At 73.2% G+C, this 25,109-nt stretch carries 22 protein-coding genes; 6 read left to right on the top strand and 16 right to left on the bottom strand.

The genetic code is table 11. The features are described from left to right. Nucleotide 1: 1 nt before the first annotated feature. From ACFY3J_RS01730 to ACFY3J_RS01680, 11 genes are all read right to left on the bottom strand, one after another. Nucleotides 2–1,309, bottom strand: a complete 1,308-nt coding sequence (locus tag ACFY3J_RS01730; RefSeq protein WP_384172881.1) for a hypothetical protein — start codon at nucleotides 1,307–1,309, stop codon at nucleotides 2–4. Between the two features lie 80 nt (nucleotides 1,310–1,389). Next, the gene (locus ACFY3J_RS01725) at nucleotides 1,390–2,406 is read right to left on the bottom strand and encodes a glutamate ABC transporter substrate-binding protein (RefSeq protein WP_384172883.1); all 1,017 of its coding nucleotides are present in this window, start codon (nucleotides 2,404–2,406) and stop codon (nucleotides 1,390–1,392) included. Nucleotides 2,407–2,441: 35 nt separating this feature from the next. After that, nucleotides 2,442–3,890, bottom strand: a complete 1,449-nt coding sequence (locus tag ACFY3J_RS01720; RefSeq protein ID WP_390839813.1) for a hypothetical protein — start codon at nucleotides 3,888–3,890, stop codon at nucleotides 2,442–2,444. Between the two features lie 199 nt (nucleotides 3,891–4,089). Beyond that, nucleotides 4,090–5,061 (bottom strand): N-acetylglucosamine kinase, encoded by a 972-nt coding sequence (locus tag ACFY3J_RS01715; RefSeq protein WP_390839812.1) that lies wholly within the window; start codon nucleotides 5,059–5,061, stop codon nucleotides 4,090–4,092. After that, a complete protein-coding gene (locus tag ACFY3J_RS01710; RefSeq protein WP_390839809.1) occupies nucleotides 5,052–6,317 on the bottom strand; it encodes a 6-phospho-beta-glucosidase in 1,266 nt (421 codons plus the stop codon). Before ACFY3J_RS01710 ends, ACFY3J_RS01715 begins: the two co-directional genes overlap by 10 nt. A gap of 5 nt (nucleotides 6,318–6,322) precedes the next feature. Further along, nucleotides 6,323–7,216, bottom strand: coding sequence for a carbohydrate ABC transporter permease (locus ACFY3J_RS01705; protein WP_384172895.1), 894 nt, complete (start codon nucleotides 7,214–7,216; stop codon nucleotides 6,323–6,325). Between the two features lie 2 nt (nucleotides 7,217–7,218). Continuing rightward, nucleotides 7,219–8,160: a carbohydrate ABC transporter permease gene (locus ACFY3J_RS01700; RefSeq protein WP_384172898.1), complete on the bottom strand. Its 942-nt coding sequence runs from the start codon at nucleotides 8,158–8,160 to the stop codon at nucleotides 7,219–7,221. A gap of 6 nt (nucleotides 8,161–8,166) precedes the next feature. Next, nucleotides 8,167–9,504 carry an ABC transporter substrate-binding protein gene (locus ACFY3J_RS01695; protein ID WP_390839806.1) on the bottom strand — a complete coding sequence of 446 codons (1,338 nt, stop codon included), beginning with the start codon at nucleotides 9,502–9,504 and terminating at the stop codon, nucleotides 8,167–8,169. Nucleotides 9,505–9,574: 70 nt separating this feature from the next. Then, nucleotides 9,575–10,786, bottom strand: a complete 1,212-nt coding sequence (locus tag ACFY3J_RS01690; RefSeq protein ID WP_390839804.1) for an ROK family protein — start codon at nucleotides 10,784–10,786, stop codon at nucleotides 9,575–9,577. Nucleotides 10,787–10,875: 89 nt separating this feature from the next. Then, nucleotides 10,876–11,034, bottom strand: a complete 159-nt coding sequence (locus tag ACFY3J_RS01685; RefSeq protein WP_384172906.1) for a hypothetical protein — start codon at nucleotides 11,032–11,034, stop codon at nucleotides 10,876–10,878. Between the two features lie 212 nt (nucleotides 11,035–11,246). Beyond that, nucleotides 11,247–12,362 (bottom strand): mechanosensitive ion channel family protein, encoded by a 1,116-nt coding sequence (locus ACFY3J_RS01680; RefSeq protein WP_384172909.1) that lies wholly within the window; start codon nucleotides 12,360–12,362, stop codon nucleotides 11,247–11,249. A 312-nt stretch (nucleotides 12,363–12,674) separates the two neighbouring features. On the opposite strand from ACFY3J_RS01680, the gene ACFY3J_RS01675 reads away from it, so the two are divergent. Beyond that, a complete protein-coding gene (locus ACFY3J_RS01675; protein ID WP_141360845.1) occupies nucleotides 12,675–13,211 on the top strand; it encodes an HNH endonuclease in 537 nt (178 codons plus the stop codon). A gap of 290 nt (nucleotides 13,212–13,501) precedes the next feature. Here ACFY3J_RS01675 and ACFY3J_RS01670 read toward each other — a convergent pair whose 3' ends face one another. The 4 genes from ACFY3J_RS01670 to ACFY3J_RS01655 all read right to left on the bottom strand — a co-directional run bounded on the left by ACFY3J_RS01670 (nucleotide 13,502) and on the right by ACFY3J_RS01655 (nucleotide 19,184). Next, nucleotides 13,502–14,857: an ABC transporter permease gene (locus tag ACFY3J_RS01670; protein ID WP_390839802.1), complete on the bottom strand. Its 1,356-nt coding sequence runs from the start codon at nucleotides 14,855–14,857 to the stop codon at nucleotides 13,502–13,504. Further along, the gene (locus tag ACFY3J_RS01665) at nucleotides 14,854–15,543 is read right to left on the bottom strand and encodes an ABC transporter ATP-binding protein (RefSeq protein WP_384172915.1); all 690 of its coding nucleotides are present in this window, start codon (nucleotides 15,541–15,543) and stop codon (nucleotides 14,854–14,856) included. Before ACFY3J_RS01665 ends, ACFY3J_RS01670 begins: the two co-directional genes overlap by 4 nt. Further along, nucleotides 15,540–16,073: a PadR family transcriptional regulator gene (locus tag ACFY3J_RS01660; protein WP_384172918.1), complete on the bottom strand. Its 534-nt coding sequence runs from the start codon at nucleotides 16,071–16,073 to the stop codon at nucleotides 15,540–15,542. Before ACFY3J_RS01660 ends, ACFY3J_RS01665 begins: the two co-directional genes overlap by 4 nt. Nucleotides 16,074–16,166: 93 nt before the next feature. Then, the gene (locus tag ACFY3J_RS01655) at nucleotides 16,167–19,184 is read right to left on the bottom strand and encodes a beta-N-acetylglucosaminidase domain-containing protein (RefSeq protein WP_390839993.1); all 3,018 of its coding nucleotides are present in this window, start codon (nucleotides 19,182–19,184) and stop codon (nucleotides 16,167–16,169) included. A gap of 257 nt (nucleotides 19,185–19,441) precedes the next feature. On the opposite strand from ACFY3J_RS01655, the gene ACFY3J_RS01650 reads away from it, so the two are divergent. From ACFY3J_RS01650 to ACFY3J_RS01640, 3 genes are all read left to right on the top strand, one after another. Further along, nucleotides 19,442–19,705: a hypothetical protein gene (locus ACFY3J_RS01650; RefSeq protein ID WP_384172921.1), complete on the top strand. Its 264-nt coding sequence runs from the start codon at nucleotides 19,442–19,444 to the stop codon at nucleotides 19,703–19,705. Continuing rightward, on the top strand, nucleotides 19,706–22,000 hold the full coding sequence (gene malQ / locus ACFY3J_RS01645; RefSeq protein ID WP_390839799.1) for a 4-alpha-glucanotransferase: 2,295 nt from the start codon (nucleotides 19,706–19,708) through the stop codon (nucleotides 21,998–22,000). It abuts the gene before it with no gap. Nucleotides 22,001–22,087: 87 nt separating this feature from the next. Next, a complete protein-coding gene (locus ACFY3J_RS01640) occupies nucleotides 22,088–22,357 on the top strand; it encodes a hypothetical protein (protein WP_384172927.1) in 270 nt (89 codons plus the stop codon). Nucleotides 22,358–22,519: 162 nt separating this feature from the next. On the opposite strand, the gene ACFY3J_RS01635 is transcribed toward ACFY3J_RS01640, so the two are convergent. After that, complete coding sequence (locus ACFY3J_RS01635; RefSeq protein ID WP_384172930.1) at nucleotides 22,520–23,047, bottom strand: MarR family winged helix-turn-helix transcriptional regulator; 528 nt, start codon at nucleotides 23,045–23,047, stop codon at nucleotides 22,520–22,522. 78 nt (nucleotides 23,048–23,125) lie between these two features. On the opposite strand from ACFY3J_RS01635, the gene ACFY3J_RS01630 reads away from it, so the two are divergent. After that, the gene (locus ACFY3J_RS01630; RefSeq protein WP_384172933.1) at nucleotides 23,126–24,091 is read left to right on the top strand and encodes an EamA family transporter; all 966 of its coding nucleotides are present in this window, start codon (nucleotides 23,126–23,128) and stop codon (nucleotides 24,089–24,091) included. 36 nt (nucleotides 24,092–24,127) lie between these two features. Next, nucleotides 24,128–25,087, top strand: a complete 960-nt coding sequence (locus tag ACFY3J_RS01625) for a DMT family transporter (protein ID WP_390839796.1) — start codon at nucleotides 24,128–24,130, stop codon at nucleotides 25,085–25,087. Nucleotides 25,088–25,109: the final 22 nt, after the last annotated feature.

Below are 25,109 nucleotides of genomic sequence, written 5' to 3'. Positions count from 1 at the left end.
CCTACCGTCCCTCGGGCCCGCCGTGCTCCGGCACCCGTGAGCCGCCGAGCGACTCGGCCGCCGCCTGCTGGTAGCGCAGCACGGCCTGTTCGGCCACCCGCAGGTCGCAGGGCGCGCTCCACAGCATGCGGCGCGCCGCGTCGTACCGCTCGACCAGCAGCGGGTCCTCCGCCAGGCCGTGCCGGGCGACCTTCGCCTTGTACGCGTCCAGCCGCCCGCGCAGCTCGGCACGGACCGCCAGCGGCGCGGTGACCGCCGTCAACGACTCACGGGCGCGCTGAAGTTCGTCCTCCGCCTTCTGCTCCAGCGACTCCAGCAGCGGCGACAGCCGGTGCCACCGGGCCTGCCTGCGGTACTCGGCGGCCGTCGCCAGCTGCTCCTGAAGGGCGGTCGGCGGACCGCTGACCACCGGTACCTCCGTGGCGGCGATCTTCGCCAGCACCTCACCGCGCGCGGTGCGCGCCTCGGCGAGCGTGCGGTCCGCGCGCGAGAGCACGTCCCGCAGCCTGATCAGCCGCTGCTCGGCGTCCTGCCGGACCCCGAGCACGGCGTCGATCTCCCGGCGCACCTCGTCCAGCGCCCGCGCCTCCCGGTCGTACACCGTGGTGTCCGGCCGTCCGCCGCCCGGCGCCGAACTGCCCTGCGCGGGCACCCAGAAGGCGAGCGGATCGGAGATCACCTCAGCGCGCAGCCTCGTCAGCGTGCGCGTGACGCGCTCCAGGTCGTCGCCCGCCGGGTGTTCGCCCGGGCGGACGCCGACCGAGTGCGCGAGCCGGCGGGTGCGCTGGAGCTCCGCGGCCAGCAGATCGATCCGCGCGGGCAGCGCCGACCACACCGCGTCGGCGGCGACCACCATGTCCAGACCGGTCGCGTACAGCTCGTTCATCCGGTCCACCAGCGTGGCCAGGGAGAAGCTCTGGCTGAGCCGGCCTGGACCGGGCAGGGCGGGTGTGCCCGCGGCGGCCGCGCCGGAGACGGTGACGGACTCGCCGCGCAGCAGCCCGGTCAGCTCCACCAGGTCCTCGCGGCTGGACCAGCGGCGGCGGGCGCGGATCTCACGGGCGGTGCGCAGGGCGCCGCTGTAGGCGTCGAAGTACGCCCACAGCAGCGTGATCGACGCCTCCGTGGCCGCCCAGCGCTCCTCGGTGACGCCGGTCAGCTCGGCGCCCTCAAGGAGTCTGCGGCCCGCGTGGTCCTGAAGGGCGAGCAGCGAGGTCTCGATGGCCTCGTGCTCCGCGCCGAGCCGCGCCAGCGCACGGTCCACCTCGTCCCGGTCCATGACGGGCCCGGCGGGGTCCGTGACGCCCATCGATCACCTCTCGCTGCTGCGTGTCGCCTGTGTGCTGCCGGTTCTGCTGTTCCGTCGGTGCCGCGCCGGCCGGTGACCGGTCACCGGTAGCTCGGCGTCGGCGCGGTGGCCGACGGTGAGTCCTTACCCAGCGTGGCGGACAGCCACGTCCCGTACGACGCCTTCCAGCCTCCGTCCTTGCGGTAGTTCTCCAGTGTCCGGTTGACCTGGCGGACCAGATCGTCGGCACCGAGCTTCATGGCCACACCGTAGAACTCCTTGGTGAAGGAGGCGCCCTTCAAGGCCACCGTGGGGTCCTGCGCGGCCTGGCTGGCGGCGAGCGCGCCGTCCGTCACCACCGCGTCCACCTCGCCGAGTTGGAGCCGCACCAGGCAGTCCAGCTGGTTGGGGACGGTGGTGGTGATGTCGGTGGACGCGGGAAGCCGGCCGTCCTTGGTGTCGGCGGACAGGTGGTCGTAGGCCGTGGAGCCGGTCGCCGAGCAGATCCTCTTCCCGGCGAGGGAGCCGTCGTAGCCGGTGATGGCGGAGGTCTTGGGGGCCAGGACCTGCTGGCCGGTCAGGAAGTAGGGGGCGGAGAACGCCACCTGCTTCAGCCGGTCGCAGGTGATGGTCATGGTGCGCACCACCATGTCCACCCGGCCGCTGCGGATCGCGGGTATCCGTTCGTTGGTGGGGATGGCCTTGAACTGGACCTTGTTCGCGTCGCCCAGGATGTCCTCGGCGATGCGGTGCACGAGGTCGATGTCGAAGCCCTCCAGCGCGCCGGAGGCGTTGTTCGGGTTGCGGTAGCCCCAGCGGTAGCTGTTCTGGTCGACGCCGACCGTCAGATAGCCGCGCGATCGGATGGCGCTCAGCGTGGGGCCGCCGGCGCCGGACGGGGACGGGCTCAGGTTCTGCGCCTGGCTGTCCTGGCAGTTGTCCGCCTTGGACTGCGTGCCCTGCGCGGCTCGCGAGCCGCTTGCGGCGGGGCCGCCGGCGCCCTGCGGCTGGGTGCGGGGCAGCAGCAGGACGAACGCCAGTGCCAGGGCGCAGACGGCCGCCATCGCGCCGACACCGCCCCAGCCCTTCAGGCCGGCCCGCAGACGTCGTGCTCGCATCGCCACGCCCCCTTTCACCGCTGCCACGCTCCCTTTCACCGGTACTCCGAAAGCCTGCGCCCGATGCCCAGCACCGCGCCGGCCGCGCCGAACACCGCGAGCACCGCGGAGCCGACCGGCAGGCCCGTCATGGCGGCCCGGCCGTCCTCCGCGGCCTGCCGGAACCGGCCCGTCTCATGGGTGAGCGCCGACGCGAGGGAGGCGTCCACGTTGTCGAAGCACTCACCCGTCGACTCCGTCCGGTCCTTGGCGGTGGTGCCGATGACGCGGTCGCGTGCCTTCTGGTAGTCGCCGGAGTCGTTGGCCTGGCGGGCCAGTTCGTGTCGTTGCTTCCACACCTTCATCGACTCGTTCGCCGTGTCCACCGGCTTTTTGCCCCCCGGGTCCTCGGCGAGGGCGCCGGCCCGGGACAGCGTCCGGGCGAGGGTGCCGAGTTCCTGGTCGTACGCCCAGTCGTAGGCGTCCATGACCGTGCCGTCCTTCAGCGTCTTGGTCTCCGCGCCGCGGCTGACGAGGGTCAGGTTCTCGTCGCTGCGTGCCTTGAGGGAGGCGATACGGGCGTCGTGCAGCACGTTCAGCGAGCGCACGCCGTGCGTGTAGGAGCCGTTGAGTCCCGCGCGCGCGACGCTGTGACCGATCACCAGCCACAGCAGGACGACGGTGGTGGCGGCGGTCGCGGCGACCAGGCCGTGGTTCAGCACCCGGTTCGTGCGCCGGTAGTTGCGCCGCTGGGTCCAGGCGAGAGCGGCCAGGGCGACGACGCCGAGGGCGATCGCGGCCCACGGGTACGGTGTCGCGTCCCCGTAGTCGGAGCGCAGCCGCTGGTTCTCCTTCTGGTACAGGTCCTCGGCCGCCGGGAGCATCTCGTTCTGCATGGTGTCGTTGGCGGCGCGCAGGTACGCGCCGCCCACCGGGAAGCCCTGGCGGTTGTTGGCGCGGGCGGACTCGACCAGGCCCTTGTAGCGCGGCAGGAGCTGGTTGAGCTTGGTGATGGTGGCCGCGGAGGGGCTGCCGGGGGCGGAGTTGGCGGCGGCGGTGACCAGCTTGGCGGCGGCCGTGCGGACATCGGACTCGTAGCGCTCGCGGGTGGCCGTCGTCTCCTGGAGACCGGCCAGGTAGCCGCTGGTCGCCATGGTGTTGGCGTCGGCGAGCGAACGGTAGATGTCCGCCGCGTCGGAACTGAGCGGCTGGCTGCGGTGCAGGACGTCGTCGGCGGCCGAGGCGCGGTCGGTGGCCTGGAGGGCGGTGACGGCGCCGAAGGCCAGGACGAGAAGGGCGAGGACGGCGCCGATGACGCGGAGGCGGCCGGGCTCCGTGGTGGCGGCGGCGCGCAGGCGTTCGGCGCCTTCCGCGAAGGCGGTGCGGCGCGGGGGCGCCGGGTGCCGCGCGGCGGGGACGGGGGCCGCGGGCTGCGGCGGGACCGCCGGCAGGGTGGGCAGGCCCGGGCCCGGCGGTGCCGAGCTGCTCGTCGGCGGTTGTGTCACTGCTGACCTCCCCCGTGGTCATCCGTCGCCGCAAGTATCGCTGCCGGGACCGACATCCGCACCGACCTTCACTGGAACTCGGCCGGGCCGCAGTGCGCTCGCCCCGTACCACCCCTTGCCCATGAATACGTCGGGGGAACCAGTTCGGTTCCCCCGGCCGCGTCCGCGGGATGCCCACCGTCGGGATGCCCACCGTCTCTCACTGTTCGAAGTGGGCCCGCACCCTTTCCCGGGCGGCCGCCGGGGCTCCCACGTGGTCCAGGCCCAGCAGGGCGGCGCCCAGGACCGGACGGGCCGTGACGACCCGCGGGACCGCCTTGGGCGCGCGGGCGGCGAGGAGGCCGCGTACGGCGTCGTCGAGCAGGGGGTGGCGGGCGGCGAGGACACTGCCGCCGAGGAGGACCGGGGTCTCCTCGTCGAGCAGGCCGAGGCGGGTCAGCGCGACCGTGGCCATGGCCACCACCTCCTCGGCCTGGCGGTCGACGATCGTGCGGGCGATCGGATCGCCCTGGTCGGCCGTGGCGAACAGGACCGGGGCCAGTTCGTGGCGGCGGTGGTGGTCGACGTGCCCCAGGTGGAGCGCCTCGATGAGGGCGTACACGGAGGCCAGCCCGAAGTGGGCGGGGAGGGTGCGGCACAGGGCGGTGGGCGCGCCGCGGCCGTCCTCCGCGCGGGCCGCGTACCACAGGGCCTCCTCCGCCAGGCCCCAGCCGCCGCCCCAGTCGCCGGAGACGCGGCCGAGCGCGGGGAAGCGCGCGGTGCGGCCGTCCGGGAGCATGCCGACACAGTTGATGCCGGCGCCGCAGACGACCGCGACCCCGCGCGGTTCGGCCACGCCCGCGCGCAGGATCGCGAACGTGTCGTTGCGGACCTCTACCGTCGTGCCCCACGCGCGTGCGTGCAGGGCGGACGCCAACTGCTCCTCCTCCACCGGAAGATCGGCGTTGGCCAGGCATGCCGAGACATGGCCGGCGGCGGTGACGCCGGCCTGCGCGTACGCCCGCCGGACCGTTTCCTCCAGGGCGTCCACCGCGGTCCCGACGCCCACGGCCGGCGGCCGGAACCCGCCGCCGCGGGCCGTGGCGAGGACGTGCCCGTCGGCCGCCACCACCGCCACGTCGGTCTTGCTGTTGCCCGCGTCGATGGCGAGGACGCTTGCGGTCAGGCCCACGCGAGGTACTCCCGGTTGTGCGCGACGAGTTGGTCGGTGAGGGCCTCGGCGTAGGCGTACTGGCCGATCAGGGGGTGCGCGAGGAGGGCGCGGAAGACCCGGTCCCGGCCGCCGCGCAGGGCGGCCTCCAGGGCCAGGTCCTCGTACGCCGTCACGTCCGCCATCAGGCCCGCGTACAGCGGGTCCACGTCGGGGACGGGGAGGGGGACCGGGCCCTTGGAACCCACCGCCGCCTGCACCTCGATCACGGCGTCGTCCGGGAGGAAGGGCAGGGTGCCCTTGTTGTACGTGTTCACCACCTGGTACGGGTTGCCCCCTCCGCCCAGCAGGGCCGCCGCCAGGTCCACGGCCGCCTCCGAGTAGTAGGCGCCGCCCCGCCCGGCCAGCAGGGCGGGCTTCTCCACCAGGGCCGGGTCGCCGTACATCCTCAGCAGCTCCCGCTCCATCGCCGCCACTTCGGCCGCCCGGGACGGCTTGGTGCGCAGCTCCTCCACGACCTCGTCGTGCGCGTAGTAGTAGCGCAGGTAGTAGGAGGGCACCACACCCAGGCGGTCCAGGAGCGGGCGGGGCAGGCGCAGACCGCCGGCGATCGACTCGCCGTGCTCGGCCAGGAGCGCGGGCAGTACGTCCTCGCCCTCCGGGCCGCCCAGACGCACCCCCGTCTCCCAGGTGAGGTGGTTCAGGCCCACGTGGTCCAGGTGGACGTCGGCGGGCGCGAGGCCGAGCATCTGCGCGAACTTGCGCTGGAAGCCGATCGCCACGTTGCACAGGCCGACCGCCCGGTGGCCGGCCTGGAGCAGGGCGCGGGTGACGATGCCGACCGGGTTGGTGAAGTCGATGATCCAGGCGTTCGGGTTCGTGCGGCGGACCCGGTCGGCGATGTCCAGGACCACCGGGACCGTGCGCAGCGCCTTGGCCAGACCGCCCGCGCCGGTGGTCTCCTGGCCGACACAGCCGCACTCCAGGGGCCATGTCTCGTCCTGCTGCCGGGCCGCCTGGCCGCCGACGCGCAACTGGAGCAGCACCGCGTCGGCGCCGTCGACGGCCGCGTCCAGGTCGGAGGTGGTGACGACACGGCCGGGGTGGCCCTGGCGGGCGAAGATGCGGCGGGCCAGTCCGCCCACCAGCTCCAGCCGGTCCGTCGCCGGGTCCACCAGCACGAGTTCCTCGACGGGCAGGGTGTCCCTCAGCCGCGCGAAACCGTCGACGAGTTCGGGGGTGTAGGTCGAGCCGCCGCCGACCACGGTGAGTTTCATGCTGTTCAACCCTTCACTCCGGTGAGTGTGACGCCCTCGACGAACGCCTTCTGGGCGAAGAAGAACACGAGGATCACTGGGGCCATGACCAGAACGGTCGCGGCCATGGTGAGGTTCCAGTCGGTGTGGTGGGCCCCCTTGAAGGACTCCAGGCCGTAGGACAGGGTCCACGCGCCCGGGTTCTCCGAGGCGTAGATCTGCGGGCCGAAGTAGTCGTTCCAGGCGTAGAAGAACTGGAAGAGGGCGACAGCCGCGAGACCGGGTCTGGCCATGGGGACGACGACCTTCAGCAAGGTGCGCAGCTCGCCGCAGCCGTCGACCTTCGCCGCGTCCAGGTACTCGTTCGGAATGGTCGTCAGGAACTGCCGCAGCAGGAAGACGGAGAACGCGTCGCCGAACGCCATCGGGATGATCAGCGGCCACAGCGTGCCGGACAGGTCCAGCTGCTTGGCCCAGAACAGGTACATCGGGATGATGATCACCTGCGGGGGCAGCATCATCATCGAGATCACCAGCATGAGCGACAGGTTGCGCCCCCGGAACCGGAACTTCGCCAGCGCGTACGCCACGGGCAGCGAGGACGCGACCGTCAGGACCGTGCCGAGACCGGCGTAGACCAGCGTGTTCCTCCACCAGGTCAGGAAACCCGGGGTGTCGAGGACCCTCTTGTAGTTGCCCCACTCCCAGGTGTGCGGGACCAGGTCGCGGCTGAGGGCCTGGCTGTCGCTCATCAGCGAGGTCAGCAGGACGAACACGAAGGGCAGGACGAAGAACAGGGCGGCGGCCACGCCCAGCGAGTGGACCGCGATCCACTCCAGCACCGCCCTGCGGCGGGCCGTGCGCTCGGCGGGGGAGGGCCGCGTCTTCAACCCCACCGGCTTGTTGAGCACTTGGGCCATCGTCAGTCACCTGCCTGGATGAGACCGCCCCGCCGGCGCATCAGGAACGCGGTGAACACCATCGACAGGGCGAACAGCACCAGCGCCACCACGCAGGCCGAGCCGTAGTCGAAGCGCTGGAAGCCGAGGTTGTACACGAGCTGGGGGAGGGTGAGGGTGGACTTGTCCGGGTAGCCGGGCTCGAACTGGGTGCCCGCGCCCTGGATCACGCCCGAGGCGACCTTTCCGGCGATCAGCGGCTGGGTGTAGTACTGCATCGTCTGGATCACACCCGTGACCACCGCGAACATCACGATCGGCGAGATGTTCGGCAGCGTGACGTACCGGAAGCGCTGCCAGGGCGAGGCGCCGTCCAGCTCCGCGGCCTCGTACTGCTCCGTGGGCACGTCGAGCAGCGCGGCCATGAAGATGACCATCAGGTCGCCCACGCCCCACAGGGCGAGCATCGTCAGGGCCGGTTTGGACCAGGTGGGGTCGTTGAACCAGCCGGGCGCCAAGATCCCGACCCGCTCCAGGAGGGAGTTGACCGGGCCCGTGCCGGGGTTGAGGAGGAAGGCGAAGGCCATGGTCGCCGCCACCGGCGGGGCCAGATAGGGCAGGTAGAACAGGGTACGGAAGACACCCGTGCCCGTCCTGATCCTGGTGATCAGCAGGCCCACGCCGAGCCCGAAGACCACGCGCAGGCTCACCATCACCAGGACCAGCCACAGGGTGTTGCGCAGGGCCGGCCAGAACAGCGGGTAGTTCTGGAAGACGTACGTCCAGTTCGCGGTGCCGCGCCAGGTCGGCGGCTGGAAGCCGTCGTAGCGCACGAACGAGAAGTAGACGGTGGAGATCAGCGGGTACGCGAAGAAGACCGCGAAGCCGATCAGCCACGGCGACATGAAGGCGAGGGTCTTCAGCGCCGAACGGCGGCGCTTGGACGCCAGGGTGACGGTGGTCATGCGCGCCTACTTCGCCTGCGCGATGTCCGTGTCGATCTGCTGGGCCGCCTTGCGCAGGCCGGCCTTGAGATCCTTCGCCCGGCCGCTCTCGTAGTCGTAGCCGAACTGCTGGATCGTCACCAGGTACTGACCGCCGTTGACGGAGGCGGGCGTCGTGGTCGAGTCCGGGTTGGCGGCGATGTCCAGGAAGGTCTTGAAGCGCGGGTCGTACTTCAGCTTCGGGGACTTCAGCGCGGCCAGTGTGGAGGGCACGTTGTGGATGTCGTTGGCGAAGCCGACCACCGCGTCGGTGTCCGTGGTCATGTACTTCACCAGCTCCCAGGCCGCGTTCTGCTTCTTGCTGGTGGCGGCGATGCCGGCGACGGTGCCGGTGATGTAGCCCTTGCCGTACTGGTCGGCCTGGTCGTCGGGGACGGGCAGCGGGGCGACGCCTGTCTCGAACTTCGGCTGGGCCGCCTCGGCCATGCCCAGCCGCCACTCGCCGTCGAGCTGCATGGCCACCTGGCCGGTGTGGAAGGGGTGCTCGGGGCCCCACTCGTCGCCGAGGGTGGCGCGGTACTTCTCCAGCTTCCGGTAGCCGCCCAGTTCGTCCACGAGCCGCTTCTGCAGGGTGAAGCCCTTCTCGAACGCGGGGTCCTTCGCCAGGTTCGACTTGCCGCTGGAGTCGAAGTACGCCGGGGAGAACTGCGCGAAGTAGTGCTCGGTCGTCGACTCCCAGCCGTGGTAGTTCGGCATGAAGCCGAGCTGCCGGTAGCCGTCGCCCTGGGGGATCGTCAGCTTCTTGGCGTCGGCCTCGAACTCGGACCAGGTCTTCGGGGGGTTCTCGATGCCCGCGGCGGCGAAGGCGTCCTTGTTGTAGTAGAGGCCGTAGGCGTCGCCCAGCAGCGGCACCGTGCAGCGCTTGCCGTCGAACTGGGTGTACTCGTTCATCGCCTTCGGGAAGGTCTTCTCCGGGTCTGTGCCCGTCTTCTCGAAGAACGGGTTGAGATCGACCAGCGCGCCCGAGGAGCAGAACTTGCCGACGTTGTTGGTGGTGAAGGAGGAGATCACGTCGGGCGCCTTGTCGCCGCCGGTGCGCAGCGCCTGGTTGATCTTGTCGTCGGTCATGTTGCCGACGACGTTGACACGGATGTTGGGGTGCGCCTTCCGGAAGCCGTCGATCAGCGACGTGACGGCCTTCACCTCGCTCGGATCGCTCCAGGCGTGCCAGAAGTTGATGGTCGTGTCCTTCGACGCGTCGTCGTTCGCGCCGGCGTCGGGCTGACCGGTACAGGCGGTGGCGAGCAGTGCCATGGCGGCGGAGGCAGCGAGGGCGAGGGCCGCTTTCCGGGACACTTCGGGCATGGCTGGATCTCCCTGGGACGGGCGGGCGGTGAGGGAAGGGGTGGGGCGGGTACGGCAGCCGGTACGGGGGTCAGCGCGAGGTGTCGAAGACCTCGTCGCGGGTGGTCGCGAGCGCGCTCTCCAACGCGCCGCGCAGCACGGGGTGTTCACGGACGTCGCCGACCACCAGGCGGGGCCGGGAGGCGGCCAGTTCCTCCAGTTCGGCCTGGACCAGGGCGCGCAGCACCTCGCCGCCGGCGGTGAGCGAGGCGCCGCTGAGGACGACGAGTTCGGGGTCGAGGACGGAGACGAGGGAGGCGAGACCGGTCGCGAGCCGGGTCGCGTACGTCGTCAGGAGCGTGCGGTGGGGGCCGGTGGCGTGGTCGGCGGCGCGGGCGACGAGTTCGGCGGCGGCCTCGGCGGAGGATCCCGTGGGCAGGTCCTCGATGCCCAGCTCGCGGGCCAGTTTCGGCAGCGCCTGCGAGCCGGCCAGTTCCTGGTAGCCGCCGCTGTTGGCCCTGGTCACCTGGCGGACCAGCGGGGTGCCCGGCACCGGCAGGAAGCCGACCTCGCCGGCGCCGCCGGTCCAGCCGCGGTGCAGCCGGCCGCCGAGCACCAGGGCGGCGCCCAGGCCCTCCTGGTTCCACAGCAGCACGAAGTCACGGTGGCCGCGGGCCGCGCCGAGCCGCTGCTCGGCCATGGCCACGAGGTTGACGTCGTTCTCGTACTCCACCGGCATCGGCAGGGCGGCGGCGAGTTCGTCGAGCAGGGTGGGGGAATGCCAGCCGGGCAGATGGGAGGCGTAGCGCAGGCGGCCGGTGTTGGGGTCGAAGGCGCCGGGGGTGCCGATGACCAGCCGGTGCACGTCGCCGCGGGCCAGCCCCGCCGCTTTCACCGCGCCGTCGAGGGCGTCGGTGACCTGCCGTACGACGGGCTGGGACGGGCGCCGGCCGGGGGTCGGCAGCTCGTACTCGCCGACGGTGCGGCCGGTGATGTCGGCGACGGCGGCGCGGATGCGCAGGGGAGTGACGTCCAGCCCGGCGGCGTGGGCGGCGGCCGGATTGACCGCGTACAGCTGGGCGTTGGGACCCGGGCGTCCCTCGCTGGTCCCCGTGGCGAGAACGAGCCCGGCGGCCTCCAGGCGGGCCAGGAGCTGGGAGGCGGTCGGCTTGGACAGGCCGGTCAGCTTGCCGATCCTGGTGCGCGACAGCGGCCCGTGCTCCAGCAGGAGGTCCAGGGCGGCGCGGTCGTTCATGGCGCGCAGGACCCGCGGGGTGCCCGGCGTGCCGGCGGTTCCTGACATACGTGTCGGCACCTGCCTTCCCCTGAGATCACTGTTAGGAAAGTTTCCTATTCGGGTGGGAGGAAGGTATGCCCGGGGCGAAGCGAACGTCAAGAGAAAAGCGCCCCCGGCGTCGGAGCCGTTGCCTGCGGGGGCGGCGAGGGGTGCGCGCGGCGGGAGCCCGGTCCGGTCAGTCCTTCGATCGCGTTCAACAGGTCGATGGGGTCCACCTGCGTCATCACCGGCTCCATGATCGGTTCGGCGCTCATCGCTGATCTCCTTGTCGCGCTGGTGTCAGGCTATGCCCGCGCCGGGTGCCCCGGCGGAACGATGGAGCGCGCGGGGCGCATCGCACGGCGGAATCCGCACCCCTTCGCTCGAACGAGTGTGCTGAACCGTTCCGTCCCTCTTCCGTGCACGCGAGAGGCGGCGCCCGGGGCTTTCCGGGCGCCGCCTCTTCTCGCCGTTAGGCGCGGTGGTGCTACTTCGACAGCGACTGCGGCGGGATCGGCGAGGCCGCCAGGGACTGCGGTGAGGTGGTGCTGGCGAATGCCGAGGGGGCCGACATGCCCGCCGTCGGGTCGGCTGCCGGGGCCTCGTCCGCCGGGGCCGTCGCGTCGCCCACGATCCGGATGCCGGCCGCGTCGAAGGCGCGCTTGACGCGCCAGCGCAGCTCCCGCTCGACGGTCACCGACTTACCCGGCATGGTCTTGGCGGTGACGCGGACGACCATGGAGTCGATCAGCACGCTGTCCAGGCCTAGCACCTCGATCGGGCTCCACAGGAGCTCGTTCCAGGGCTCCTCCTTGCTCATCCGCTCGGCGACCTCGTCGAGGGTGGCCTTCACGCTGTCCAGGTCCTCGTCCGTCCTGACGGTGACGTCGACGCCGGCCGTGGCCCAGCCCTGGGAGAGGTTGCCGATGCGCTTGATCTCGCCGTTGCGGACGTACCAGATCTCGCCGTTCGCCCCGCGCAGCTTGGTCACGCGCAGTCCGACCTCTATCACCTCGCCGGCTGCGACGCCCGCGTCGATCGAATCGCCGACGCCGTACTGGTCCTCCAGGATCATGAAGACGCCGGAGAGGAAGTCGGTGACCAGGTTGCGGGCGCCGAAACCGATCGCCACACCGGCCACACCGGCCGAGGCCAGCAGGGGGGCCAGGTTGATCTCGAAGGTGGACAGCACCATCAGCGCCGCCGTGCCCATGATCAGGAAGCTCGTCACCGAGCGCAGTACCGAGCCGATCGCCTGCGAGCGCTGCCGGCGGCGTTCGGCGTTGACCAGCAGCCCGCCCAGCGCGGTGCCGTCCACCGCCTGGGCGGTACGGGCCATGCGGTCTATGACCTTGGTGATCGCCCGCCGGACCACGCCTCTCAGCACCGCCGCGATCACCAGGATCAGCAGGATCTTCAGGCCGATGGCGAGCCACGTGGACCAGTTCTGCTCGACCCAGCTGGCGGCGTTCGTCGCGGTCTCGTGGGCGTCCTGGAACGTCGGGACCGTCAGAGCCGGCGACTCGGAGGGCGACGGCGACGGCGACGGACCGGCGGCCGGCAGGGCGGCGGGCAAGGACACGGCAGGTACCTCCAGGTGCATCCGCCCTCCGGCACGGGGTCAATATCGACTGGGTCACGAGGAGATCACCGGACGGGCAGAACCACCACACTAACGGGGCAGGGTGTGTGGGTTCCCGTGAAGTTCGGGGAAGGGCGCATGGGGACACGGTGACCACCGGCCTCTGATCAGGCCGTGTGAAGGGGCCGTGATCCGGGGGATGAATGCGGTGTGGTCGAAAACACTCCCAGCCCGTTACCGGGACATGGTGGCGCGTTCACCAGGCATGAGGGGAAACTGACTGCAGGCAGCCCCGGCGCGAGCCACGCGCCGCCGGCGTACAAGGAGGCATCCGTGCCGCATGTCCTGGTCCTCAACGCGTCGTACGAGCCGCTCGGCGTCGTACCGCTCCGCCGCGCGCTCGTCCTCGTCCTCGAGAACAAGGCAGTCTGCCTCGAGGAGTCCGGCGCCTATCTGCACAGCGCAACCGTCACCGTCCCCGCACCCAGCGTGGTCCGGCTCAAGCGTTTCGTACGGGTTCCCTACCGGGGGCCCGTTCCTCTGACCCGAAGGGCGCTGTTCGCGCGCGACGGGGGCCGGTGCATGTACTGCGGTGGCATCGCCACCAGCGTCGACCACGTCATCCCGCGCTCGCGCGGGGGCAAGCACGTCTGGGACAACGTGGTGGCCTCCTGCCGCCGCTGCAACCATGTAAAGGCCGACCGCCACCTGGTCGAGCTCGGCTGGCGCCTGCGCCACAAGCCGGCCCCGCCCACGGGCCTGGCCTGGCGCATCATCGGCACCGGGCATAGGGACCCGCGCTGGCTGCCCTACCTGCAGCCGTACGGCGCGGACGACGCCCTGGCCCGGATCGACGGCATCTCCGCCTGACGACTCCGGGCCTTCGCATTGCCCACGGCCACCCGCCCGGAGCGCGGTCCCCACGGCACCCGCCGGGGGATCACGCTCCGGACGCGGGCCGTGGGCGGCGCGTGTCACCGGGGCCGGTCGCGAAGACCGGAACGATCAGGTGGTGCCGAGGCTCGCGAGGGCGTGCCGGGCGGCCGCGAGCGCCTCTTCGTCGCCGACACCGAGCTGTCCGGCCGCGGCGGCGTAGTCGCCGGGCGGCACGCATGCCGATCCCTGACCTCCCGCAAGCGCATCAAGCTGATACGCAAGGCTCACGCGTACCGCAGCTCCGCGGGGCGGACCGAGCGCCGCAGCAGCGGCAGCGAGGCGGCCGCTGCCAGCAGGCAGGTGGCGTACACGCCGACCGGGACCAGGAGTGCCGTGTACGGCACGGTCCCGGCGGCGAGGAGGCCGTACCAGACGCCGATCGCCAGGCCGCCCGCACCCGCCACGAGGACGGCCGGGGCCAGGGGCAGGGCGGTCTCCAGCAGGAGGGCCCGGGCCAGCACCCGCTGGGGTACTCCGGCGGCCACCTGCGCGGCCAGGGCCCGGCGCCGGGTGGCGACGGACTCGGCGGTGCCGACGGCCAGCGCGACGAGGGTGATCGCGAGGGCGAGGACGATGGCCGCGGCCGTGAGGTTCAGGCCCGTCGTGTAGAAGGAGACGTCCTCGGCGAAACCGTATGTGCCGTCCATGGTCTCCAGATGGGCGAGCAGCGCCTGCCGCACCCCCACGTACCCGGCCCCGACCACCGTCACCAGCAGCACCGCCGCATGGGTGCGGGCCGCCGCCCACGGATCGTCCCGCAGCCGCTCCGCCGCGATCAGCACCGCCGGGGAGCCGGTCCGGGCCGCGAGCAGCCGGCCGGTCAGCCGGGACAGGGCGCCCGTGAGCCACACCGCGCCCGCGCCGACGGCCAGGACCCCCGCCATGACGATGACCGGGCCCCTCGCCAGGCCCGTATTCCGGGAGTCGGCGGACGTACCGGCCACCGCCCCCAGTGCCACCACGCCCACGACCAGCAGTCCGCCCACGAACAGCAGTGCCGGACCACGCCCCGAGCGCGTATGGCTCCGCCGCACCCACCCGAGTGGTGAGGCCACCACGCGGCGCAGCGCCAGCACCCCGGCCGTCATGCCCAGAGCCGGTACCACGACCGCCACCAGCGCCATCCCGGCCCAGGCCGACGCGGTCGGCCGCTCCCACACGGCCACCAGCACCGCCACCGCCCCGGCCGTGGCGAGCGCCGAGCCCAGCAGGCAGGCGAGCCCGGTCTCCAGCGCGGCGATCCGCCGCACCCGGCCCGGCTCCGCGCCCGCCAGCCGCAGCACGGCCGTCCGCCGGTCGCGGTGGACCGCGCCGATCCGGGCGCACTGCCCGAGGAAGCCGAGGACGGGCACCAGCAGGAGCAACAGCGTGACGATCACTCCGGAGCGCTCGCCGGGCTGGTCGAGCAGGCCGTTGCCGAAGGAGATGTGGTACTGCCCGCGTACCGTGGCCAGGACGGCGGCCGCCAGTCCCAGTCCCGTCGCGCACATCGCCCCCACCGCCGTGAGCGCGATCCGCCGCCACTCCCGCCGGTCCGAACCCCGCACGAGCAGCCAGGCCAGCCGCAGATCGGTCCTCACGCGAGCACCCCCGACGCGACCGTCACGCCGTCCTGCAACCGCACCTCGCGGTCGGCGTACGCCGCCACCTGGGCGTCGTGCGTGATCAGCAGCACCGCCGTGCCCGCCTCCCGGACGGCTCCCACCAGGGCCGTCATCACCTGTTCGCTCGCCAGCGAGTCCAGTGCCCCCGTCGGCTCGTCCGCGAACACCACCCTCGGGGCGGTCACCAACGCCCGTGCCAGCGCCACACGTTGCGCCTGTCCTCCGCTCAACTCCCCGGGCCGCGCGGCCTCCTGCTCCCGCACGCCGAACCGCTCCAGCCATGCGCCCGCCTGCTCCTGGGCCGCCCCCCGCGCGGTCCCGGCCAGCATCAGCGGCAGCGCGACGTTGTCCACGGCGGTCAGCTCGGGGATCAGCTGGCCGAACTGGAACACCACCCCGAAGTCGGTGCGGCGCAGCTCGCTCAGGCGCCGCTCCGGCAGCCCGTCGACGCGTTCCTCGCGGTACGTCACCGAGCCCGCGTCCGGCCGGACGATGCCCGCCAGGCAGTGCAGCAGTGTGGACTTCCCGCTGCCGCTGGCACCGGTCACCGCGACGATCTCGCTCTCGCGCAGCTCCAGGCACGCCCCGCGCAACGCCGGGGTCCTGCCGTGGGACTTGACGAGGTCTCGGGCCACCAGAAGGGGCACCGGAGGGTTGCTCATGCTCGGTCGACCTCCACGGTCAGAGTGGTGAGCCGGGCCTGGGTGGTGGTCATCCAGCGCAGGTCGGCGTCGAGGTGGTTGAGGGCGTAGTCCGCCGAGAGCACGGTCGCCAGATCGGCGCCCGGGGCGGTCTTGACCGCCGTCAGCTCCCGCATCCGCTCCATGTGCGCGGCGCGTTGCGCGAGCAGGTGGGCGGCGGGGTCGCCGCCGGTGAGGATCGCCACGACGACCTTCGCGAAGATCTCGTTCGTCACGAAGGGCGCGGGAGGCGTGACCTGCCCGGCCCAGACGGCCACGTCCCGGGAGCCCTCGGCCGTGAGGCGGTACAGCGTGCGCTCCGGGCCGCCGTCGGAGTCGGTGCCCTCCACCTGGGCCAGTCCGTCGCGGACCAGCCGCTGCAAGGTCGTGTAGACCTGCCCGTAGGCCAGCGGGCGGGCTTGCGGGAAGTGTTCGTCGTGGCGTCGCTTCAGGTCGTAGCCATGGCTCGGCCCTCCGGCGAGCAGGCCCAGGAGGATGTGGCGGGTGCTCATGCGCTCAGTATGTACTGAGTACATGTACTGAGTGAATAGTGATCGCCGGGGAATCTCGCCGGACGATCCGAACGCGTCGGCTGCCCGGTGGGCTCAGTCCGCGACCGCGTACGCCTCCACCGACCAGAGCGAATAGCCGTACTGGGTGGCTCGTTTGTCGCCCTGCACGCGGATGTGGCGGACGTCCCGCGCGTCCATGCGCAGGGTTTCGCGGCCGCCGGTGCTGTCGCGGACGGTGGTGGCGGTGCGCCAGCGGCGGCCGTCGGGGGAGACCTGGATGCGGTAGGCGGAGGGGTGGGCGTCCTGCCAGTGGAGGGCGACCTTGCCCAGGCGCACCGAGTGCGGCAGCTCCACCTGCCACCAGGCGCCGTCGTCGGCGGGGGAGGACCAGCGGGTGTCCGGGTTGCCGTCGATCGCGGCGGAGGCCGGGAAGTCGGGGGTCTCGTCGGCGGAGGAGCTCGCCGTGCCGGTGCGCGCCAGGTCGGGGCCGGCGGTGCGCGGGAAGGCGCGGACCGTGAGGGTGCGGGTCACCCCGGCGAAGGTGACGCGGATGTCGTACGCGCGCGCCGGCGTTGCGGGCGGCACGGTCACCTCGACGGGAACGTCCACCGTGGTGCCGCGGGGCACGGTGAGCGAGGCGGCCGGAACACGGACCTCGATGCCCTTGGGGGCCTCGACGGTGACCTTGCCCTGCACGTCCGCCGGACGGCCGGAGGACAGCCGGGCGGTCAGCCGCTCCGTGCCGCCGATCTCCGCGTCGGCCTCGGCGCGCGGCAGCTCCAGGTCCGCGACCGGGGTGTCGGCGAACCAGGGGACCAGGTGGCGCACCCGGGAGGGGTAGGCGCCGGTCACGCGGACGGCGTCGACGCGGGTGCCGGCCGGCGGGGGAGTGGGCTGCACGAGGGCCGGCGGGCGCGTCCAGAGGCCCGGAACCGGGGAGACCGGCGGCCAGAGGGCCGGCGGGTGTGTCACCGGGCCGCCCGGGGACGGGGACTGCGTGGTTTCCAGCTCCGTCGCGCCCCGCTGCGCCAGCGATCCCACCCGGAGCCAGCCCTGTCCGGGGACGTGGACCTCGACGTCACCGGTGGTTTTGGGGTCGCTGAGGACCGTCACGGCGGTGAGGGCGCGGGCGCGCGGGAAACGGATCGTGCGGCCGTCCGGCGCCCCGTCCGGGTCCTCGGCCGGCTCGTGCGTCAGGCCCGCCCAGGTCTCGTACTCCTGCCGCGCCCGGTCGAGGAAGGGGTCCAGTACGCCCTTGCCGACCGTCACATCGACCTGCTTGGCCTCGGCCCGCAGCCGGTCCAGCGTCCGGTACGCGGTCCAGGCCCCCGCCGCGTCGCCCGCGCGCTGGGCGCGGAGCATGTCCAGCGCCGCCTCGCCCGCCTTGCCGTAGCGGGCCAACTGCGCGGACCACGGAGCGACTTCGGCCGCCAGGGTGCCCTCGCCGGCCAGTCCGCGCGGCAGCTCGCGCAGCACCGTGAAGGCGGCGCGCAGTCGCTGCTCGGCACGCTCGTTCGCGGCCCGGTCCGTCGTCGTACGGGCCTGCCACAGGTCCGCGATCAGCGGGCGCAGATACGCCGACTCGGTGCCGCCGAGCACCGAGGACGCGTCGTTGCCGGCCAGGGCCGACAGCGCCTCGTGGCGCCGCGCGTCGCCCCCCGCGAGGTCGGCGATGGCCGCCCGCCAGGACTCCTCGGGGCGGTAGTCGCGGGGGTTCCAGGCGTAGTCGGCCGCCGTGAACAGCGGGATGCGGGAGGCCTCCGCCTGCTCCATCGCGTTGGCCAGCAGGGCGGCCGAGCCGCTGGCGACGGCCGGTTCACGCCCGGTGTACGGGCCGAGGAAGATCCGGTCCTCGGCGTAGTCGTTGACCGGGTAGTTGTCCATGGTGACCAGCGGATGTGCGAACGCGGCGCGGGCGTCGGCCAGTTCGTCGCCGGTGATGGTCCGCGGCACCACGCCCACCCCGGTCCAGGCGACGTGCACCGACGCGTCCAGCGCGGTCGCCAGCGCCCGCCGGTAGGGCGTCGCGCCGTCCTCGTAGAACTCCGTCGGCATCAACGACAGGGGCGCCGCTTCCGGATGCCGTTCCGCCAGGTGGCGGGCGACCTCGTTGGCCACCCGCGCCTGCGCCCGTGCCGCCGCGTCCGGGCCGGAGCCGAAACGGGCCGGGTCCGCGTCGCAGTGCCACTCGCTGTAGCTGACGTTCTGGAACTGGAGCTGGAACGCCCGGAAACCGAGTTCCCACATCGCGTCCAGCTTGCGGGTCAGCGCCCGTACGTCGTCGTCCGAGGAGAAGCACAGCGACTGGCCCGGCGCCACCGCCCAGCCGAGCGTGACGTGGTTGGCGCTCGCCCGGTCGGCCAGCTCCCGGAAGGCGGCCCGCTGCATGGCCGGGTACTGCTCGCGCCAGCGCTCCTGGCGGTAGAGGTCGTCGCCCGGGGCGTACAGGTACCGGTTCTGCTTGGTGCGGCCCATGAAGTCCAGCTGGCCGAGCCGCTGCTGCTGCGTCCACGCGGTGCCGTAGAAGCCCTCGGTGGTGCCGCGCACGGCGGTGCCCGGCCAGTCCCGGACGGTCACGCCGGGGACGGTCCCGTCGGGGCGCAGCAGTTGCCGCAGCGTCTGCACGGCGTGGAACAGTCCGTCCTCGCCGGCGCCGGTGAGCGTCAGGGCGCCGCCGCCGGTGGTGATGAGGTAGCCGCCGGAGGGCAGCGCGTGCCGCGGGTCGCCGTGCGCCCGCTCGGTGTACGCGCGCACCACCAGGGCGTCCGCCGGAACCGGGTCCGTCACGGCGAGGTCCGTGACCGCCCGGGCCCCGGTCCCGTACAGCAGCGAGCGCAGCGCGCTCAGGGCGTACGGGTCCGCCTCCGTGTCGGTGACGAGGGCGACGTCCCGGTCGGCGACCTTCACCGCGCCGCCGGTCGTCCGCAGGGACTGCGGGCGCGGCCACACCGCGAGGCCGGAGGAGTCCGCGGCGGGGTGCTCCGGCTTCGCGGCCGGGAGGCCGGCGCCCGGGTCGGGTGCGGACGGCGCCGCGACGGCCGCGGGTGCGGCTCCCAGTGTTCCGGCCATGACGGCGAACGCGAGTGCGGCCGCGCTCTTCCCGTGCCCCATACCGCGCCGACGCCGCACGGCCCCTCCTCGTCGATCGGCCTTCGCCGGGCTGAGCCGAAGGCAGTGTCGAAGAGTCCTGACCACACCATCCCTGCGGGAAGGTGTCAACGAGAGTGGCCGTTGTGCCGTGATTGCCCCAACCTGGTGAAGGGGAATGTGACCAGCGGCACGTAGGTCGTTCTCCTACGTCTGCCGCGGCGAGCACTGGGTAGGGCTGCGGTAATCCCCTTGATGCCGTACTCGACAAGGAGGCCCCCGTGGCCGCACCGGCACACCTTCTGCTCTCGGCCCTGTCCAAACACGTGGCGGAGCCGCCCGCCGACCACCCGCTGCCCGCCGACCCCGGCCTGAGCGTGTTCAGCGCGGAGGGTACCCGCGCCGACGTCCCGCTGACCAGCGAGCCGCCGCTGCCCGACGCCGAGCCGCTGACCAGCGAGCCGCCGCTCGCCGAGACGGCCCCCCTGACCAGCGAATCGGTCGCCGAGGCGGCCGAACAGGACCCCTGTCGAGCGGAGTCGTAGGTGACGGAACCGCGGCCGGACGAACCTCCCGGACCTTCCGAAGCTCCCGGACCTTCCGAAGCTCCCGGATCTCCCGGATCTCCCGGATCTCCCGGACCTCTCGGTGACGAGCTGACCCGGCTCGCGGCGCTGCACGGCGTCGCCACCTCCTACAGCCCCTCCCCGGGCCGTACGGTCACCGCCTCCGCCACCGCGGTCGTCGCGGCTCTGGCCGCCCTGGACGTCGACGCGAGCACCCCCGTGACCGCCCGCGCCGCGCTCACCGCCCGCGAACGGGAACGGGACGAACGGCTGCTGCCGCCGACGGTGGTGTGCTGGCTGGACCCCACGGACGGCCCCACGGACGGCCCAACGGACGGCCCCACGGCGGATCCTGCCACCGGCGGCGACCCCGCGGCCGAGGCGGACGCCGGGCTGCCGCCGGCCGTCCTCGCCGGGCTGCCGCCCGGCACCCGGCTGGACGTGGAGACCGAGCGGGGCGAGACCCGCTCCTGGGTTCAGGGTGTGGACGGGACGGACCGCCTGGACCGCCTTCCGCCGGGCGTCCACCGGCTGACCGCCACCGCCCCCGACGGCCGCACCGGGCAGGCGCACCTGATCGCCGCCCCGCCCCGGCTGCCCACCCCGGCGGGACGCTCGTACGGGCTGCTCGTCCAGCTGTACTCCCTCCTCTCCCACCGTTCCTGGGGCATGGGCGACCTCGGTGACCTCGCCGAGCTGAGCGGCTGGGCCGGACGGGCGCTGGGTGCCGGATTCGTGCAGGTCAACCCGCTGCACGCGGCCGTGCCCGGACCACCCGCCGACCCGTCCCCCTACCGCCCCTCCTCGCGCCGCTTCCCCGACCCGGTGCACCTGCGCGTCGAGGACGTCCCGGAGTTCGCGTACGTCGAGGAGCAGGACCGGCTGCGGCCCTTGCCCGAGCGAGCCGGTCGGCTGCGCGCCGCCGTACTGGACGAGGGGGCGCTGATCGACCGGGACGCGGTGTGGGAGCTCAAGCGGGAGGCGCTTGAGCTGGTGCGGCGGGTGCCGCTCGGTCCCGGCCGCCGCGCCGCCTACGCCGACTTCCTCGCCGGGCAGGGCCGGGCCCTGGAGGACCACGCCACCTGGTACGCCCTCGCCGAGGTGCACGGCTCGGACTGGAGCCGGTGGCCCGAGGGGCTGCGGGACCCGCGCTCGACGGAGACGGCCCGCGCCCGCGCCGCGCTGGCGGACCGCGTCGACTTCCACTCCTGGCTCGCCTGGCTCACCGACGCCCAGCTCACCGCCGCCCAGCGCACGGCCCGCGAGGCGGGCATGGGGATCGGGATCGTGCACGACCTCGCCGTGGGCGTGCACCCCGGCGGGGCCGACGCCTGGGCGCAGCAGGACCACTTCGCGGCCGGCATGTCGGTCGGCGCGCCGCCGGACGCCTTCAACGCGCGCGGCCAGGACTGGGGCCTGCCGCCCTGGCGCCCCGACCGCCTCGCCGCCTCCGGCTACGCGCCCTTCCGCCGGCTGCTGCGCGCCCTGTTCCGCTTCGCGGGCGCCCTGCGCATCGACCACGTCATGGGCCTGTTCCGGCTGTGGTGGATCCCGCAGGGCCTGCCGCCGACCGAGGGCACGTACGTCCGCTACGACGCCGAGGCCATGCTCGCCGTGCTGGTGCTGGAGGCCTCGCGGGCGGGGGCCGTGGTGATCGGCGAGGACCTGGGGACGGTGGAGCCCGGAGTGCGGGAGACCCTGGACCGGCGCGGGGTGCTCGGCACCTCGGTGCTGTGGTTCGAACGGGACTGGGAGGGGTCGGGCCGCCCGCTGCCCCCCGAACGCTGGCGCGCGGACTGCCTGGCCACCGCCACCACCCACGACCTGCCGTCCACCGCCGCCCGCCTCACCGGCGAACACGTCGAACTGCGGCACCGCCTCGGCCTGCTCACCCGCCCCCTGGAGGAGGAGCGCGCGGAGGCCGCCGCGGACACGAGCGAATGGCTGGCGCTGCTGGCGGAGCTGGGCCTGCTGCGGGGCACGGACGGCGGTGCCGGCGCCTCCTCGGAGGAGGCCGGGATCCAGGCCGTCCACCGCTTCCTGCTGCGCACCCCGGCCCGCATGATCGGCCTGTGGCTGCCCGACACGGTCGGCGACCGGCGTCCGCAGAACCTGCCCGGAACCTGGGACCAGTACCCGAACTGGCGCCTGCCCGTCGCCGACGCCGACGGCCGCCCGGTGACCCTGGAGGACCTCGCCGCGTCCCCCCGGCTGCGCGCCCTGACGGACGTGCTGCGGACGGACGCACGGGCCGCGCCGGGCGACGCGGGCTGACCGCCGGGCCCCTCACGCCGGTGCCGAACAGCGCGGATACGGCACCCCGGGCGCGCGACCCGTTTCGGGGTTCGCTACGTTTGCACCGTGGACAAGAAGAACGCCCTGCGCGCCGGCGCTCTGGCCGCCGGTACGACGCTGATGATGCTGCTCATGTCGTCTCCCGCGCTCGCGCTGACCCGCGACGACGGCGACGACCCCGGCCAGGGCCTGAGCGTCGTCCAGACGCTGGGTCTGTTCGTCGGTCTCCCCCTCCTGCTGTTCCTGGTCATCACCGGCCTGGTCATGGTCCTGGACAAGTCCAAGGACCGGCAGCCGCGCGCGAGCCGGGACGTGGACGTCAAGGCCAAGGCCTGACCGAGTCCTCCTCCCGCCGCGGGCCCGTCCGCAGCACACTCCCTCCGAGGGCGTCGACCTCACCGTACGTACGCGCACAGCCGCCGTACGTGGGCGAGGTGGGCGCCCTGGGTGCGTTGCGGGCCCGGCGGGCCGGGCGACCGCGGGATCACCGGCCGCCCTCTACGCCGGTGCCCCCGGTGACTCCGACGTCCCGGCCAGCAGCTCCCTGAGCAGAGCGGCCAGCTCGCCCGCCCGTTCGGCGTCCAGGGCGGACAGCGCCTCCGTCTGCGCGGCCAGTCCCGCGCCGACCGCCTCGTCGATGAGCCGCAGCCCCTTGTCGGTCAGCGTGACCTTGAGACCGCGGCGGTCGTGCGGATCCGGCGAGCGGCGCAGCAGCCCCGCGGTCTCGAGCTTGTCCAGCCGCCCGGTCATCCCGCCCGTGGTGAGCATGAGCGTCGCCGAGAGCTGCCGGGGCGAGAGGGTGTAGGGCTCGCCGGCCCGGCGCAGCGTGGCCAGCACGTCGAACTCGCCCCGCGAGATCCCGAACGGCGCGTACGCCTTCTCCATCCGGTCTCCCATCGCCCGCGAGAGCCGGAAGATCCGCCCGAAGACCTCCATCCCCGCGGTGTCGAGATCGGGCCGCGCGGCCGCCCACTGGTCGATGATCGCGTCGACGGCGTCCCTGCGCTGCTGGGGGCGTTCACTCATGGACCGAGTATCCGCCGCCCCACGGTCGACCGCAAGAAAGTAGCTTGACGGTAAGTAGCTTGTGGCTAAGCTAATGACATGGCCGTCTCCCAGCGTCCCGCCGCCACCTGGTCCCTCGTCGCCCTCACCGCCCTCGCCCCCGTCTCCTGGGGCACCACCTACGCCGTCACCACCGAGTTCCTGCCGCCCGGCCGGCCGCTCTTCACGGCGCTGGCCCGGGCGCTGCCCGCCGGGCTGCTGCTGCTCGCGCTGGCCCGGGTGCTGCCGAAGGGCGCCTGGTGGTGGAAGGCGGCGGTCCTCGGCGCGCTGAACATCGGCGCCTTCTTCCCGCTGCTGTTCCTGTCCGCGTACCGCCTGCCGGGCGGCATGGCGGCGGTCGTCGGCTCGGTCGGACCGCTGTTCGTCGTGGGACTGTCGGCACCGCTGCTGGGGCAGCGGCCGACGGGGCGGGCGCTGCTCACCGGGGTCGTGGCCGCGTTCGGGGTCAGCCTCGTCGTGCTGAGGGCGGCCGGGGCGCTGGACGGCGTGGGTGTCGCCGCCGCCCTCGCCTCCACCGCCTCGATGTCCACCGGGACCGTGCTGGCCAAGAGGTGGGGCCGCCCGGCCGGCGTGGGTCCGCTCGCGCTCACCGGCTGGCAGCTCACCGCGGGCGGACTGCTGATCGCGCCCCTCGCCCTGCTGGCCGAGGGGCCGCCGCCCGCGCTGGACGTCCGGACCCTCGGCGGCTACGCCTACCTCGCCCTGGCCAACACGGCGCTCGCCTACTGGCTCTGGTTCCGCGGCATCGGCAGGCTCTCCGCCACCCGGGTCACCTTCCTCGGCCCGCTGTCACCGCTCACCGCCGCCGTGGTCGGCTGGGCCGCCCTCGGGCAGGCACTCACCCCGGTCCAGCTGGTCGGGATGGCGCTGGCGTTCGGGGCGACGCTGGCGGGACAGCTCGGCGCCGCCCGTCCGGCGGCCGTGCCATCGCAACCATTCAGCTTTCCTGAAAGGAATGCCCGAAAGGATTCGATGGACCTGACCGGTTCGGTGCTGCGACGGTAGAGCGGACCCCGCTCACCCACCAGCGAGAGGACCTACGTGGTCGACGTCCGCCCTCGGACCACCGCATCGCCCCCAGCCACCGGCAGCCGCACCACCGCCCGCCCCACCGCCACGAGCGGCCCGAGGACGGGCGCCCCCGCTCTCGGAACCGCGCTCGCCGCCCTGGCCACCGTCGTCTGGGCCGGCAGCTTCGTCACCTCGCGCGCGCTGCACGACAGCGTGCCGCCGGTGCAGCACGCGTTCTGGCGCTGGATGGTGGCACTGGCCGCCGTCGCCCCGTTCGGCGCCCGCGCGGCCTGGCGGCAGCGGAAGCTGATCCGGCGCCACTTCGGCCATGTGCTGCTGACCTCCCTCCTCGGCGTCGCCGTCTACAACACCCTGGTCAACCAGGCAGGCCTGACCACCCCGGCGGCCAACATGGGCATGATCATGGCGGCCTCGCCGGTGCTGATGGCGGTCTTCGAACGGGCGAGCGGTGTACGGCTCGGCGCGCGCCGGGTCGTGGGGCTGCTGACCGCCTGCGCGGGCGTGCTGCTGCTCGTGGGCGGGGGAGGGGTGGCGTCGTTCACGGCAGGGGACCTGTGGATGATCGTCGCGGCCTGCTGCTTCGGTTCCTACAGCGCCCTGCTGCGCCGCCGCCCCGCCGAGTTCGACGGCGTCGCCTTCCTGTTCACCACGTTCCTGTTCGGGACCGTGCTGCTCCTGCCCGCGCAGGCCGTCAGCCTCGCCGTCCAGGGCGGCTTCGAACCGGCCCCCGGCACGGTGCTGCCCCTGCTCTACGTCGGCGTCATGTCCTCCGCCGTGGCGTTCTTCGCCTGGGGCAAGGCGATCGCCCTCGTCGGCCCGACCCGCGCCGGACTCGTCTACTACCTGCAACCGGTATGCGTGGCCCTGCTGTCGTGGGCCCTGCTCGGCGAGGCGATCGGCCCCCGGCAGGCGCTGTGCATGGCGCTGATCCTGGGCGGGGTGGTCCTCGGCACGGCTTCGCGCCGCTGAGGGCACTCGCGCGGGAACTTCG

Source organism: Streptomyces sp. NPDC001231 (genome assembly GCF_042896885.1).
Classification (GTDB): Bacteria; Actinomycetota; Actinomycetes; order Streptomycetales; family Streptomycetaceae; genus Streptomyces.
Note: the sequence above shows the minus strand (reverse complement) of the source record. Positions and strands in the feature narration are given on the sequence as shown.

Coding starts and splice junctions, on each gene's coding strand:
- ACFY3J_RS01730 (WP_384172881.1), bottom strand. CDS start 1,309: ATGGGCGTCACGGACCCCGCCGGGCCCGTCATGGACCGGGACGAGGTG.
- ACFY3J_RS01725 (WP_384172883.1), bottom strand. CDS start 2,406: ATGCGAGCACGACGTCTGCGGGCCGGCCTGAAGGGCTGGGGCGGTGTC.
- ACFY3J_RS01710 (WP_390839809.1), bottom strand. CDS start 6,317: ATGAAACTCACCGTGGTCGGCGGCGGCTCGACCTACACCCCCGAACTC.
- ACFY3J_RS01705 (WP_384172895.1), bottom strand. CDS start 7,216: ATGGCCCAAGTGCTCAACAAGCCGGTGGGGTTGAAGACGCGGCCCTCC.
- ACFY3J_RS01700 (WP_384172898.1), bottom strand. CDS start 8,160: ATGACCACCGTCACCCTGGCGTCCAAGCGCCGCCGTTCGGCGCTGAAG.
- ACFY3J_RS01695 (WP_390839806.1), bottom strand. CDS start 9,504: ATGCCCGAAGTGTCCCGGAAAGCGGCCCTCGCCCTCGCTGCCTCCGCC.
- ACFY3J_RS01690 (WP_390839804.1), bottom strand. CDS start 10,786: ATGTCAGGAACCGCCGGCACGCCGGGCACCCCGCGGGTCCTGCGCGCC.
- ACFY3J_RS01685 (WP_384172906.1), bottom strand. CDS start 11,034: ATGAGCGCCGAACCGATCATGGAGCCGGTGATGACGCAGGTGGACCCC.
- ACFY3J_RS01680 (WP_384172909.1), bottom strand. CDS start 12,362: ATGCACCTGGAGGTACCTGCCGTGTCCTTGCCCGCCGCCCTGCCGGCC.
- ACFY3J_RS01665 (WP_384172915.1), bottom strand. CDS start 15,543: ATGAGCAACCCTCCGGTGCCCCTTCTGGTGGCCCGAGACCTCGTCAAG.
- ACFY3J_RS01660 (WP_384172918.1), bottom strand. CDS start 16,073: ATGAGCACCCGCCACATCCTCCTGGGCCTGCTCGCCGGAGGGCCGAGC.
- ACFY3J_RS01655 (WP_390839993.1), bottom strand. CDS start 19,184: ATGGGGCACGGGAAGAGCGCGGCCGCACTCGCGTTCGCCGTCATGGCC.
- ACFY3J_RS01635 (WP_384172930.1), bottom strand. CDS start 23,047: ATGAGTGAACGCCCCCAGCAGCGCAGGGACGCCGTCGACGCGATCATC.
- ACFY3J_RS01630 (WP_384172933.1), top strand. CDS start 23,126: ATGGCCGTCTCCCAGCGTCCCGCCGCCACCTGGTCCCTCGTCGCCCTC.